Source organism: Pseudomonas sp. SWRI154, from assembly GCF_014268645.1.
Taxonomy (GTDB): domain Bacteria; phylum Pseudomonadota; class Gammaproteobacteria; order Pseudomonadales; family Pseudomonadaceae; genus Aquipseudomonas; species Aquipseudomonas marvdashtae.
The window spans coordinates 14,155-27,060 of sequence record NZ_JABWQW010000014.1 but is presented as its reverse complement, the minus strand read 5'-3'; the positions used below and the strand labels follow the sequence as shown (position 1 = coordinate 27,060).

Annotated in this window: 10 protein-coding genes, 3 pseudogenes and 1 riboswitch; of the genes and pseudogenes, 6 read left to right on the top strand and 7 right to left on the bottom strand. The window is 59.6% G+C overall.

Annotated features, from left to right (window positions below):
• Positions 1–639 precede the first annotated feature (639 nt).
• Positions 640–1,146, bottom strand: a complete 507-nt coding sequence (gene llpB / locus HU806_RS14450; protein ID WP_186612032.1) for a lectin-like bacteriocin LlpB — start codon at positions 1,144–1,146, stop codon at positions 640–642.
• A 338-nt stretch (positions 1,147–1,484) separates the two neighbouring features.
• Here llpB and HU806_RS14445 point away from each other — a divergent pair, with 338 nt between their 5' ends.
• The gene (locus tag HU806_RS14445) at positions 1,485–2,036 is read left to right on the top strand and encodes a cytochrome b (RefSeq protein WP_186612031.1); all 552 of its coding nucleotides are present in this window, start codon (positions 1,485–1,487) and stop codon (positions 2,034–2,036) included.
• 32 nt (positions 2,037–2,068) lie between these two features.
• Positions 2,069–2,650, top strand: a complete 582-nt coding sequence (locus HU806_RS14440; protein WP_186612030.1) for a YceI family protein — start codon at positions 2,069–2,071, stop codon at positions 2,648–2,650.
• 69 nt (positions 2,651–2,719) lie between these two features.
• Here the strand turns inward: HU806_RS14440 and rhlE2 are convergent.
• The 5 genes and pseudogenes from rhlE2 to ahcY all read right to left on the bottom strand — a co-directional run bounded on the left by rhlE2 (position 2,720) and on the right by ahcY (position 9,307).
• A pseudogene (rhlE2, locus tag HU806_RS14435) lies at positions 2,720–4,580 on the bottom strand (RNA helicase RhlE2).
• 230 nt (positions 4,581–4,810) lie between these two features.
• Positions 4,811–5,622, bottom strand: a pseudogene (locus HU806_RS14430) (substrate-binding periplasmic protein); the annotation flags it as partial.
• Positions 5,623–5,706: 84 nt separating this feature from the next.
• Positions 5,707–6,789 carry a hypothetical protein gene (locus HU806_RS14425; protein ID WP_186612028.1) on the bottom strand — a complete coding sequence of 361 codons (1,083 nt, stop codon included), beginning with the start codon at positions 6,787–6,789 and terminating at the stop codon, positions 5,707–5,709.
• Between the two features lie 83 nt (positions 6,790–6,872).
• A complete protein-coding gene (gene metF, locus HU806_RS14420) occupies positions 6,873–7,718 on the bottom strand; it encodes a methylenetetrahydrofolate reductase [NAD(P)H] (RefSeq protein ID WP_186612027.1) in 846 nt (281 codons plus the stop codon).
• Between the two features lie 179 nt (positions 7,719–7,897).
• Positions 7,898–9,307, bottom strand: coding sequence for an adenosylhomocysteinase (ahcY, locus tag HU806_RS14415; protein WP_186612026.1), 1,410 nt, complete (start codon positions 9,305–9,307; stop codon positions 7,898–7,900).
• Between the two features lie 23 nt (positions 9,308–9,330).
• A riboswitch (S-adenosyl-L-homocysteine riboswitch) is annotated at positions 9,331–9,436 on the bottom strand.
• Between the two features lie 189 nt (positions 9,437–9,625).
• Here ahcY and HU806_RS14410 point away from each other — a divergent pair.
• Entirely contained in the window at positions 9,626–10,027 is a 402-nt protein-coding gene (locus tag HU806_RS14410) for an acyl-CoA thioesterase (protein ID WP_186612025.1), read from the top strand.
• 99 nt (positions 10,028–10,126) lie between these two features.
• Positions 10,127–11,023 carry a formate/nitrite transporter family protein gene (locus HU806_RS14405; protein ID WP_186612024.1) on the top strand — a complete coding sequence of 299 codons (897 nt, stop codon included), beginning with the start codon at positions 10,127–10,129 and terminating at the stop codon, positions 11,021–11,023.
• Here the strand turns inward: HU806_RS14405 and HU806_RS14400 are convergent.
• Entirely contained in the window at positions 10,974–12,143 is a 1,170-nt protein-coding gene (locus tag HU806_RS14400; protein WP_186612023.1) for an MFS transporter, read from the bottom strand. The genes HU806_RS14405 and HU806_RS14400 overlap by 50 nt on opposite strands.
• A gap of 151 nt (positions 12,144–12,294) precedes the next feature.
• Here HU806_RS14400 and HU806_RS14395 point away from each other — a divergent pair.
• Positions 12,295–12,465: pseudogene (locus HU806_RS14395) on the top strand (EamA family transporter); the annotation flags it as partial.
• 49 nt (positions 12,466–12,514) lie between these two features.
• Positions 12,515–12,898 (top strand): MAPEG family protein, encoded by a 384-nt coding sequence (locus tag HU806_RS14390; RefSeq protein ID WP_186612022.1) that lies wholly within the window; start codon positions 12,515–12,517, stop codon positions 12,896–12,898.
• Positions 12,899–12,906: the final 8 nt, after the last annotated feature.

The window sequence follows — 12,906 nt, the reverse complement described above, 5'->3', positions numbered from 1 at the left end:
TGACAAATGCGGAATATCAGACATACTGCACCCGCCGGTTTACGACTGCTTCGCAGCCGAGCGGGAGCAAGCTCCCTCGCCACAGCTCCATCATTTTTCTCAAATGAACCACATGGGCCCAAGGGTCGCGTTTTTTTATCCCGCATCAAGCGGATCGGCGCCGCTTGATAAGCGCGACGTCCTACACGCATCGGCGATATATCGGAAACTTCCCACCCTTTAACCGGAAGCAGGCGATAGCGCTTACCAAGGCGTAAGTCTAGGCTCCTCGAAAAACAGGAGTGCGTATGAAAATACTAATTGTAGTGGTTGTATCGGTTTCGATATATGGATGTGTGTATGGCGAATGCCGGGATCCTTTGAAGATTCCGATGATTCCAAAAAGAGATCCGCAGTTGGCATACAAATGCTCCATCGATCCATATAAGCCCGAGTGCTCAGTAAACTAATAATTCACAATTTTCATCTCGTAAAAGCTGGAACTAATATGAAATTGATAGCGGCTTTAATGCTGTTGGCAGCATTCGGTGCCAGTGGTTGCACTGCTGATGGCCGTATGGTGCTGAAAAAGCACGATCCTCAATTAGTTTATAGATGCGACATGGATCCTTACAGACCTGAGTGCGTCAATAAGTAACTCTAGAAAGGCGGCAGTGAAAACGACCAGGTTTTAAGTTCAAAGTCCTCAAATAAAACTTTGACCCGCTTTGGCTTGGACATTCGCCCCGGAACGAAGCCATAGCGGGCCCAGCGAAGATTGCCCGTTCGCATGTCAAAAATGACCAGGTTTCCATCGTCCTGCATGACCATATAGGTGTTGAACCAAAGAGATTTGTCTGTGCTGTGGGTGCTTTCGGCGATCCATAATCGCCGTCTAGACGGATCATAAAGAAAACCACTGTTGCTGACGACGAATTGCAGTGGTTCACGCATTCTCCTCGGATACAACGTGGCGCTGTAAGGCTGTTTATCACTAGCGGTCCAGATAGTTGCCTCGCGGTCTTTGATTACCAGGTTGCCATCGGCCTGTAAGATCAATCGGAACCGTCCATTGCTGGATCTCAGGTATTGCCCGGGGGACATCGTTTGATTAGGAGGTAATTGCGGCGAGCCGCTAGCTTTGAAAGGGGTATAACGAACAGCCATTTTGTTCACCTTGTTCAATGAATTGTTGAGCGCTCATTTGATCAAGGGTAAAAGCGGAAATGGCGATACATATGTATTGCATGGAAAAAATACTTGAGCGGCGGTGATGGCCCCCGCGGGGTCCGCTATGGGGGCGAGCCTGCTGGCGAAAGGTCCATGCAGACACCTAACGGCTGCCTGTATCCTCGCCATTACCCACCGTTTCCCCTTTAATCTTTCCTTAACCCACCCCTTCCAGACTGATGATCGTATTTCTCGATATTTCAAAGCGAAAATTTCCGCTTTAAATCGATAGATAACTCGCTAGTCTTGGTCACAGTTTTTACAGGATATGAGCAATGCAGCTACGCAACTCTTCTTCCCGCTATGGCTGGGTCAGCATCGTTTCGCACTGGGCCGTAGCGCTGACGGTGTACGGGCTGTTCGCGCTGGGCCTGTGGATGGTCGGGCTGGATTACTACAGCACTTGGCGCAAAGACGCGCCGGACCTGCACAAGAGCATCGGCCTGGTGCTGCTGGCGGTCATGGTGCTGCGGGTGATCTGGCGTTTTGTCAGCCCACCGCCACCGACCCTGGAAACCTATGGCCGTCTTACCCGCGTCGGCGCCAAGGTCGGTCATAGTGCCCTGTATCTCGGGCTGTTCGCCGTGATGATCGCCGGTTACCTGATTTCCACCGCAGACGGTGTCGGGATCTCGGTGTTTGGTTTGTTTGAAGTACCCGCGCTGGTGTCCGGACTGCCCGATCAGGCAGACGTCGCCGGCCAGATTCACTTTTACCTGGCGTGGGCGCTGGTAATTTTTTCCGGCCTCCATGCGTTGGCAGCATTGAAGCACCACTTTATCGACCGTGACGCGACCCTCAAGCGAATGCTGGGGCGCCAAGCCTGATGTTCAACCTCGACTCCAAAGGAATAGAAAGCATGTTGAAAAAGACGCTCGCCGCTCTGGCAATCGGTTCTGCCCTGCTGTCCGCCGGCCAGGCCATGGCCGCAGACTACGTGGTTGACAAGGAAGGCCAGCACGCCTTCGTCGACTTCAAGATCAGCCACCTGGGCTATAGCTACATCACTGGTACCTTCAAGGACATCGATGGCAAGTTCAGCTTCGACGCTGCCAAGCCCGAAGCCAGCAAAATCGAGTTCAACGTCAACACCGCCAGCGTGTTCACCAACCACGCCGAGCGTGACAAGCACATCGCTAGCGCTGATTTCCTGAACGCCAGCAAATTCGGCAAGGCCACCTTCGTTTCCACCAGCGTCAAGTCCACCGGCGCGAACACCGCCGATGTGACCGGTGATCTGACCCTGCTGGGCGTGACCAAGCCGATCGTGGTCAAGGCCACCTTCCTGGGTGAGGGCAAGGATCCATGGGGCGGCTACCGTGCCGGCTTCGAAGGCACCACCACCATCAAGCGTTCTGACTTTGGCAAGCAGAAGGACCTGGGACCGAAATCCGACGTGGTCGAGCTGTACGTTTCGTTTGAAGGCGTCCAGGCGAAGTAACGTTCGCCCCTGACAAAAAAAACGCCCCTGGCCTTGCGGCCGGGGGCGTTTTTCTTTGTGCTTGAAAACTCAGCGATTGCGCGTCAGCAGCGCCGGTTTTTCGCCGCGCGGGCGGCTTGGCAGTTCATCCAGCTGCTCAGGCGTCGGGAAACGATCGACCTTCGATTCCTTGTGCATGATTTTCGGCTGGCTGCCACGCGGGTTCTGCACGGCGGGTTCCTGACGAGGCTGGTTGTCATCACGGGCCGGGCGGCGTGGACGAGAGTCTTCGCGACGGGCCTGGCCGTCACGCGGAGCGCCGTTGCGTGGGCCGCTGCGCTTGGCCGGCGGAGTGCCGGTGGACGAGCCGTTGCTGTTGCGCGGACCGTTCTGGCGACCTTGTGGCTGGCCATTGCGTGGTGCGCCCGCAGCCGCGCCTGGTGCCGGTGCGCCTGGACGACGACCGCGACCCTGGGCCGGTTTCTGCTGGGGTACGTAGTCGACACGGTTGCCAAAGTTATCGACATCATCGTCGAGGAACTCGTCCGGGGCACGATCGGCCGCGGCGCGCGGTGCTGGGCGCTGCTGCTCACGGGCTGGCGTACCTTCACGGGGCTTCTGCTCGCGGGCCGGACGTTCGCCGCGACCGCTGGTGGCCGCCTTTTCCTTGCCCTTGTCCTTGCCTTTGTCTTTACGACCGCCGCCACCGCCGCCGCCATTCGGACCGTCGCCGCGTGGACCACGCGGGTTGCGCGGGTTGCGAACATCCGGACGTTCACGCACTTCAGGCTTTTCAGCCTCGATGGTGCTGGAATCGAAGCCCATCAGGTCGCCGTCGGCGATCTTCTGCTTGGTCATGCGCTCGATGCTCTTGAGCAGCTTCTCTTCGTCCGGCGCGACCAGCGAAATCGCCTCGCCCGAACGACCGGCCCGTACGGCCGATACGGTGTACGTAGTCTTCATCGACATTCGGCAACTCGAAGTTGACCACATGCGGTAGCTGGTCGATGTCGAGGCCGCGAGCGGCGATGTCGGTAGCAACCAGGATGCGCACTTCTCCGGCCTTGAAGTCGGCCAGGGCCTTGGTGCGGGCGTTCTGGCTCTTATTGCCATGGATCGCCACAGCCGGCAGGCCATGCTTGTCCAGGTATTCGGCGAGGCGGTTGGCGCCATGCTTGGTGCGAGTGAACACCAGGACCTGTTCCCAGGCGCCGGTGGTGATCAGGTGCGCCAGCAGGGCACGCTTATGGCTGGCCGGCAGGCGGAATACGCGTTGCTCGATGCGCTCGACCGTGGTGTTCGGCGGCGTGACTTCGATGCGCTCCGGGTTGTGCAAGAGCTTGCCGGCGAGGTCGGTGATGTCCTTGGAGAACGTCGCCGAGAACAGCAGGTTCTGGCGCTTGGCCGGCAGGCGGGCCAGCACTTTTTTCACGTCATGGACAAAACCCATGTCGAGCATGCGGTCGGCTTCGTCCAGCACGAGGATTTCCACGTGGGACAGATCGACGCTGCCCTGGCCAGCCAGGTCCAGCAGGCGACCGGGGCAGGCCACCAGCACGTCGACGCCACGCGCCATGGCCTGGACCTGCGGGTTCATGCCGACGCCGCCGAAAATGCAGGCACTGACGAATTTCAGGTCGCGAGCATAGACCTTGAAACTCTCGTGCACCTGGGCCGCCAGTTCGCGGGTAGGGGTCAGGACCAGTACGCGCGGTTGGCGCGGGCCGTGACGCTGGGATTTGTCTGGATGACCGTTAGGGAACAACCGCTCCAGGATCGGAAGGGCGAAACCGCCGGTCTTGCCAGTACCTGTCTGTGCGGCGACCATCAGATCGCGACCTTGCAACACGGCGGGGATAGCCCGCTGTTGCACCGGGGTAGGCTGGGTGTAGCCGGCGGCTTCGATGGCGCCGACTAAAGCCTCGGAGAGACCGAGGGAAGCAAAGGACATGAGTAATCCTGTTTTTAGTGAGGGCCTGGCCCAAAGGGATAGTCTTGCCTGGCGCGAATGGGATCAATCGAAGACCTCATCCCGTCCGGTCCCGCCGGGTCTGGAAGACGGATCCGGACAGGGCTCGCGCGGGCTGGAAGCTGCGCTGTAGCGGTGTCGGGATGCCTTTTGCAAGACCGGGCGTCCGGGCGTGAGCCTGGCGGGAACGCCGGAGTATAACAGAGCAATCGCCGTGCGCCGCTTTCCTGCTGCTCAACGGTGTATTTCAGCGTGGCACCGTGTCGGGCTGCGCCGTCCTGGCCGCTGGGCCGGCGCCATAGCGGGCGCTCAGTTCGGCATAGGCGGGCTCATGCTTGAAACGCTTGAGTTCTGCTCCGAAGCGTTGCACCAGCAGATCCATGCCGGCGCCGCGCCGCACCGCCAGGTATTGGCTTTGGCGGCTCACGACCGTGGGACTTTCGGTGATCTGGTCGCCCAGTTGCAGCGCCTTGAGCACATGCCGGCCGACCCGGCGGTCGGTGATGAGCAAGTCAATCCGGCCCAGTTGCAACTTGCCGAAGTTGGCCTCGTGGGTGGGCGCAGCTTCTTGTTTGAATCGGGTCGATTCCCTGAACGCCTGGCTGTACAGATAACCGGGGGAGGTGCCGACGGTCAGCCCGTCCAGGTCCTCGAGGTTACGAAACGGATGGGGCCTTGCGTTGGCGTAGAACATGACGAACTCCACATCCGACAGCGGTTCGCCGGGGTAGAGCAGCAAGGCATCGCGCTCGTCGCTGCGGAAAATGTCCAGCGCGCCGTCCGCCAGCCCTTGTTCCAACATCGCCAGGCAACGTTTCCAGGGAAGCAGTTGCCATTCTACGTCGATGCCCAGGCGCTTGAAGACGATGGCCGTGGTTTCATAGTCCAGCCCCAGGGTCTTGCCATTTTCTTCATAGACGTAGGGCGCCCAGGGTTCGGTGACAATGCGCAACTTCTCGGCCTGGGCGGCGACGCTCAGGCACAAGAGAAGGAGGGCTGTCAGTAACTGGACGACTACGGGCATGGCCGGAGGTTACGACGAGAGCTCATCAAATAGCTAGAGCGCTCTGGCACGTGGCTTCGTGCCCGGCATCGGTCATGCAGGGCACTAACTGCCTTTCGTCTGCATCAAGTGGCGATAGATGGATTCGCGGCGCTCGCCCAGCACCCATCGAATGAGGGGATGGCTGAGCCACTGTTTGAGCTCATGATCCTGCAAGGGTTTTTTCAGTCGATGTTCGACGTTCTCCAGCGCCTTTTCCCACCAGACCGGGCCGCAGGCTCGATCGAACGGGTTCGGGTGAGGGTAGCAGCCATAGAGGATTTCACGCATGAACTGGCGTTTATGGCCGGGTAGCGCCACGGTAATGACTTTGTACGCCAAGCGTTGGAGTGTGGGCGGGCGGGGCAGGACGGCGGTGACTTGCCGTGTTTCATCCAGCGCATACTGGCAAACCGGCGCTGCGCGATGTTTGTCGTACCAGGCTTTGGTCTTGGCACGGAACAGTTGCTTGCGGCTCCAGTAGTGGTGGATCAGGTCCGGACATTCACTGACCTGGACCTTGCGATAGGCCGCCACCGACAGGCAGAACTCTTCCAGGGTGTAAGCCCCGTTCGCGAGCACATAAAACTCATCCATCAGGGCGATCGATTGGTCCAGGATTGCCGTATCGGCCGCGTAGAGACCGATCACGCCCGAGTTCAGCAATGGCATGGCATCGTCAGCCAGTTGCCGCTGTTGCAGAGGCTTGGCGAGCGTCAGGTACAGTCCCGCATCCTTGTTGGCGCCATAATTCAAGCCGAAGGCGTTACACAGCAGCGTACCTGGCTTGATCCGCTGGAAAAGAGCCAGGGGCGAGCAATGGAAAAAGGTGTCCGTGTCGATCAGCAGTGCCAGTTCATGCTCTTCGAGCACCTTCTGCAGGACAACGTGCTTGGCTCGGAAGTGATAGCCGTGCGGGGCGATCCAGCCTTGCCGTGTTTCGTTGTCCAGCGGGCGCAGCCGAACCGGCAAACCGTCGTAGGGCGCGGGATTGTCAGTGAACACCTGGATGTCCAGCGCTTCACCTGGGGTCTCGCGCAGACCCGCCAGAGCGCTGGCGATGCTGAAGACCGCTTCCTGGTGATAAGTCTCGGCCCCGTAGACCAGATAAATGAGTTGTGGGGTCGTTGACCTGTGACCATTAGGCATCTAACGCAATCCTCCAGATGTTTGTGTAAAAAAAAGCCCTGGTTTTTGCCAGGGCCTTTTTTTGTACCACTGCATTAAGTCAGTTAACGCGGCAGTTTGAGGTTATTCCATACCGCGAGGCTGGGCTCGGCCTGGTTCAGGGTATAGAAATGCAACCCCGGTGCACCGCCTTGTAACAAACGCTCACACATTTGCGTGATGATTTCTTCACCGAAGCTTTGGATGCTGGACGTGTCGTCGCCGTAGGCTTCCAGTTGCTTGCGGATCCAGCGCGGGATTTCTGCCCCGCAGGCGTCGGAGAAACGCGCCAGCTTGCTGTAGTTGGTGATCGGCATGATTCCCGGTACCACGGGGATCTCGACACCCAGCTTGCGAACGCGCTCGACGAAATAGAAATAGCTGTCGGCGTTGAAGAAATATTGGGTGATTGCACTGTTGGCGCCGGCGTTGGCCTTGCGCACGAAATTGCGCAGGTCATCTTCAAAGTTGCGCGCCTGGGGATGCATTTCCGGGTACGCGGCGATTTCGATGTGAAAGTGTTCGCCGGTTTCTTCGCGAATGAACTCAACCAGTTCATTGGCGTGACGCAGCTCGCCACTGGCCATGCCCATGCCTGACGGCAGGTCGCCGCGCAGGGCCACGATGCGCTTGATGCCGGCGGCTTGGTATTGGGTCAGCAGGTTGCGCAGGTCATCCTTGCTATCGCCCACGCAAGACAGATGTGGAGCGGCCGGGACTTTGACTTCGCTTTCGAGCTGCAGCACGGTGTTCATCGTGCGGTCACGGGTCGAACCGCCGGCGCCGTAGGTGCAGGAGAAGAAATCGGGGTTGTAGCTGGCCAACTGGCGGGCAGTGGCGATCAGTTTTTCATGCCCAGCATCGGTTTTCGTCGGGAAGAACTCGAAGCTGTAGCGGCGTTCTTGGGACATGGTCGGGGCTCCCAGCGGCAAGCCACAAGCTATAAGCTGCAAGAGGGCGGTGCGCCGAATTCCTGTGCTTATAAGCTTGCAGCTCGCGGCTGCGTAATAGCGATGAAGAAGGAAGCCTCAAGCTGCAAGTGAACAACCGCTTTCACTTGCAGCTTGAAGCTCAAAGCTCGCAGCTGCCGTCAGTACCTATAAGCGTGCGGCTTGAACGGGCCTTCGACGGTGACGCCGATGTAGTCAGCCTGTTGCTTGGTCAGTTGGGTGACCACGCCGCCGAAACCGCGGACCATTTCCAGGGCCACTTCTTCGTCGAGTTTCTTCGGCAACACTTCCACGGTCAGGCGCTCGGCTTTCTGGGCCGGCGACAGGTCGGCGTATTTCTGGCCGAACAGGAAGATCTGGGCCAGGACCTGGTTGGCGAACGAACCGTCCATGATGCGGCTCGGGTGACCGGTGGCGTTGCCCAGGTTAACCAGGCGGCCTTCGGCCAGCAGGATCAGGTAGTCATCGTTTTGCGGGTCGAAGCTGCCGGTGCCGGTACGGTGTACCTTGTGGACCTGCGGCTTGACTTCTTCCCATGCCCAGTTCTTGCGCATGAAAGCGGTGTCGATTTCATTGTCGAAGTGGCCGATGTTGCAGACCACTGCGCGCTTCTTCAGGGCCTTGAGCATGTTGGCGTCACAGACATTGACGTTACCGGTGGTGGTGACGATCAGGTCGATCTTGCCCAGCAGTGCCTTGTCGATGCTGGCCTCGGTGCCGTCGTTGATCCCGTCGATGAACGGCGAAACCAGCTCGAAACCGTCCATGCACGCTTGCATGGCGCAGATCGGGTCGACTTCCGACACCTTGACGATCATGCCTTCCTGACGCAGGGATTGGGCCGAACCCTTGCCCACGTCACCGTAGCCGATCACCAGGGCCTGCTTGCCCGACAGCAGGTGGTCAGTGCCGCGCTTGATGGCATCGTTGAGGCTGTGACGGCAACCGTACTTGTTGTCGTTCTTGCTCTTGGTCACCGAGTCGTTGACGTTGATGGCCGGGATTTTCAGTTCGCCCTTGGCCAGCATGTCCAGCAGGCGATGTACGCCGGTGGTGGTTTCCTCGGTCACACCGTGGACCTTGTCCAGCACGGCCGGGTATTTCTTGTGCAACAGTTCGGTCAGGTCGCCGCCGTCGTCGAGGATCATGTTGGTTTCCCACGGCTGGCCATCCTTGAGGATGGTCTGCTCCAGGCACCATTCGTACTCTTGCTCGGTCTCGCCTTTCCAGGCGAAAACCGGGATACCGGCAGCGGCAATGGCCGCGGCGGCCTGGTCCTGGGTCGAGAAGATGTTGCAGGAGGACCAACGAACTTCGGCACCCAGGGCAACCAGGGTTTCGATCAGCACGGCGGTCTGGATGGTCATGTGGATGCAGCCGAGGATTTTTGCGCCCTTCAGTGGCTGTTCGCCAGAATATTTGCGGCGCAGGCCCATCAGCGCTGGCATTTCGGATTCGGCAATGATGATCTCGCGACGGCCCCAGGCAGCCAGGGACATGTCGGCGACTTTGTAGTCGGTAAAAGCAGCAGGCGTGATAACAGCGCTCATGAAGAGCCTCCATTCGTAATGTATGCGAATGGGCGCCGTTGTGCGTTTAGTGCCTGTGCGGGAGCCCCGTACAAACAACGCCCCATCCGAGCCTGACAGGTCGAGCCTGCTGCAGCGCCCCTCGGACAGGTGGCGGGAACGACCCAAAGCGTGGGCCGGCAAAGCGGTGGCGATTATAACGGGCTAATCGGATCTTCCAAAGGGTTTCTGTCGGCAAATCAAAATTGCCGATGATCGTTATAGGCTTGGCGACGTAGAGCCTGCCCGCCCGGTCTGCCATGATGCCGGCATTCATCGGCCAGACGTTCAGGAGTGATCATGAATTTCCACACCCGCAAATGGGTCAAGCCCGAAGACCTCAATCCCAATGGCACGCTGTTCGGCGGCAGCTTGTTGCGCTGGATCGACGAGGAGGCGGCGATCTACGCCATCGTCCAGTTGGGTAACCAGCGCGTTGTCACCAAGTACATCTCTGAAATCAATTTTGTCAGCGCTTCGCGCCAGGGCGACATTATCGAACTGGGCATCACCGCCACCGAATTCGGTCGCACGTCCATCACCCTGACGTGCGAGGTGCGCAACAAGATCACCCGCAAGAGCATCCTGACAGTGGAGAAGATGGTGTTCGTCAATCTCGGCGAAGACGGCTTGCCCGCGCCCCATGGTCGGACGGAGATCAAGTACGTCAAGGATCAGTTCAAGGGCGACACTGTCGAATAAGGCCGGCGGTGCTACAGGCGCCGGTCATTTCCTGGCACCACTGAACAGCTCCGAACGCCGCGTGTCGTAGGTACATCACGCCACCGGTTCAGGAGCTGTATGGACACTCACGAAGACGGCAAGACCCCTGACCTCTCGGCACAGGAACAGCACGAGGTCGACCGCAACCAGCCGCCACGGGCGGCAGTGCTGCATGAAATCATCCGCACCCAGGGCAATCAGGAGCTGGAACGCAGTGTCGCCGCGCTCTGGTGGTCGGCGCTGGCGGCCGGCTTGACCATGGGGCTGTCGCTCATGGCGATGGGGTTGCTCAACTCGCGGCTGCCGGACCACGAAGGTTTCAAAGTGATTGCCAGTCTTGGCTACTGCGCCGGCTTCCTGGCGGTGATCCTCGCGCGCCAGCAGCTATTTACCGAAAACACCCTGACCGCCGTGCTGCCCATCATGAGCAAGCCAACGTTGGGCAACTTCGGCCGCTTGTTCAGGCTATGGGGTGTGGTGTTGGTGGGCAATCTGTGCGGCACCTTGCTGGTGGCCTATGTGATGCTGCACCTGCCGATTTTCGATCAGCGCACCGACCAGGCGTTTCTGGAAATCGGTCGTAAGGTCATGGAAAACGACACCGGCCAGATGTTCGCCAAGGGCATCATTTCCGGTTGGATGATCGCCACCATGGTGTGGATGATCCCCTCAATGGAAAGCGCCAAGATGTGGATCATTGTGCTTATCACTTATCTCATGGCGCTGGGGGATTTCACCCACATCGTCGTCGGCTCGGCCGAGGTCTCCTATCTGGTGTTTGCCGGCCAGTTGTCCTGGGAGGATTTCTGGATGGTGTTCGCCGCGCCAACCCTGGCGGGCAACATCATCGGCGGCAGCTTCATCTTTGCCCTGATCAGCCACGCGCAGGTGCGCAGCGAGACCAACATTCCCCTCAGTACCCCTCTCAGTCGGCAAAGCCTGCCGCGGCGCCCAGGCGACGCTGCCGATAAATAAAGTACAGCGCAGTCAATACGGTCAGCCCGCCGACCAGGGCGCCGGTCCACGGCAGGTCGGCCAGGTTGGCGCCGCTGGCCACCACCAGTCCGCCGATCCAGGCGCCGGCGGCGTTGCCCAGGTTGAAGGCGCTCTGGTTCAGCGTCGAGCCGAGGTTCGGCGCTTCATGGGCCTGGTCGATGATCAGCAATTGCAGGATCGGGCACAGGGCGAAGGCGAAGATGCCCCACAGCACCAGGGTAATCGCCGCTGGAATCACCGATTGGCTGGTCTGGCTGAACGCGGCCAACACCAGCACCACGGCCAGCGCCATGCCTACCAATGATGGCAGCAGGCGCCGGTCGGCCAACCGCCCACCAAGAAAACTGCCCGCCGTGAGGCCGACACCGAACAACAGCAGCATGACGGTGATGCCGTGAGGGCTCACGCCGGTGATGTCCTGCAGGATCGGCGCGATGTAGGTGAACACGCTGAACAGGCTGGTAGAGGCCAGCACGCTCATGCCCAGCGCCAGCAGCACATTGACCTTGCCCAGGACCTTGAACTCGCTGGCGAGGTTAGCCTTGTCCATCGCAATCTCCTTGGGCAGCCAGACCCATTGGGCAATGGCTGCGATCACGCCGATTACCGATACCGCCCAGAACGTCGACCGCCAGCCGGCGTATTGGCCCAGCGCGGTGCCCAATGGCACGCCCAGGACATTCGCCAACGTCAGGCCGGTGAACATCATCGCGATCGCCTGGGCCCGTTTGTTCGGCGCCACCAGCCCGGCCGCCACCACCGAGCCGATCCCGAAAAACGCCCCGTGACACAGCGCGGTAATGACCCGGGCGGCCATCAGCGTGACGTAGTTCGGCGCCAGGGCGCAGAGCACGTTGCCGAGGATGAACATCAGCGTCATGCTCAGCAGCGTTGCCCGGCGTGGCATATTGGCGGTGCCGATCGCCAGGATCGGCGCGCCGAACACCACGCCCAAGGCGTAGCCGGTGATCAGCAACCCGGCCTGGGGAATGCTGACGCCCAGGTCGCGGGCGACATCGGGCAGCAGGCCCATGATGACGAATTCAGTCGTGCCGATGCCGAAAGCGGCAACGGCCAAAGCAAGCAAGGCGAGTGGCATGCGCAGGGTCTCTGTCTGTAGTCTTGACGCTCTGATCAGCCATACGCATGCCGATGCTCCGATTCGAACGAAACGGGCAGCAGCAAAGTTATTGGAATTGGCTTATGCGCAACTGAGTGCGGCGTGGTCGGGAGCAGTATAAACCGCTGCGGTGCTGTGGGCCATGCAACTGGGCTCAATCGCCGATGCGGCGGCGCTGCGGGAGATCGGGGTAATCCTGGTTGTGCTCTTTGGCATGCGCTACCTTAAAGAACCTTTTGGCCGGCAACGGCTCTTAGCCTGCGGGCTGGTGCTGATTGGCATGCTGGTGATGAAACTCTGACCGGTGCCACACGCTCGATTTTCTATAAAACTCAAAAAGGAAGTGCGGTATGACGGTAGCCCTGTGGTGTGTGTTGATTGCTTTTATCCTGCCTTACCTGTGTATCGGCATCGCCAAGGCGGGCGGCAGGTACAGGCTGCAGGATAACCACGATCCCCGGGATTTCCTCGACGCGCTCGAAGGCGCACCCCGGCGTGCCTACGCCGCGCAATTGAACAGCTTCGAGATCGCCCCGTTTTTTGCTGCCGCCGTGATCGTCGCGCACCTGGCCGGCAACGCCGAGCTGGTAACCATCAACGTGCTTGCCGTGTTGTTCATCACCAGTCGTCTGCTGTACATCATCTGCTACCTGGCGGACTGGGCAATCCTGCGTTCGCTGGTATGGTTCGTCGGGGTGGGGTTGGTGCTGAGTTTCTTCTTTGTTTCGGTCTGAAGCAGGTT

Bases quoted from the DNA above. Each gene is read 5' to 3' on its own strand.
- llpB (WP_186612032.1), bottom strand. From the start codon at position 1,146: ATGGCTGTTCGTTATACCCCTTTCAAAGCTAGCGGCTCGCCGCAATTA.
- HU806_RS14445 (WP_186612031.1), top strand. From the start codon at position 1,485: ATGCAGCTACGCAACTCTTCTTCCCGCTATGGCTGGGTCAGCATCGTT.
- HU806_RS14440 (WP_186612030.1), top strand. From the start codon at position 2,069: ATGTTGAAAAAGACGCTCGCCGCTCTGGCAATCGGTTCTGCCCTGCTG.
- HU806_RS14425 (WP_186612028.1), bottom strand. From the start codon at position 6,789: ATGCCTAATGGTCACAGGTCAACGACCCCACAACTCATTTATCTGGTC.
- metF (WP_186612027.1), bottom strand. From the start codon at position 7,718: ATGTCCCAAGAACGCCGCTACAGCTTCGAGTTCTTCCCGACGAAAACC.
- ahcY (WP_186612026.1), bottom strand. From the start codon at position 9,307: ATGAGCGCTGTTATCACGCCTGCTGCTTTTACCGACTACAAAGTCGCC.
- HU806_RS14410 (WP_186612025.1), top strand. From the start codon at position 9,626: ATGAATTTCCACACCCGCAAATGGGTCAAGCCCGAAGACCTCAATCCC.
- HU806_RS14405 (WP_186612024.1), top strand. From the start codon at position 10,127: ATGGACACTCACGAAGACGGCAAGACCCCTGACCTCTCGGCACAGGAA.
- HU806_RS14400 (WP_186612023.1), bottom strand. From the start codon at position 12,143: ATGCCACTCGCCTTGCTTGCTTTGGCCGTTGCCGCTTTCGGCATCGGC.
- HU806_RS14390 (WP_186612022.1), top strand. From the start codon at position 12,515: ATGACGGTAGCCCTGTGGTGTGTGTTGATTGCTTTTATCCTGCCTTAC.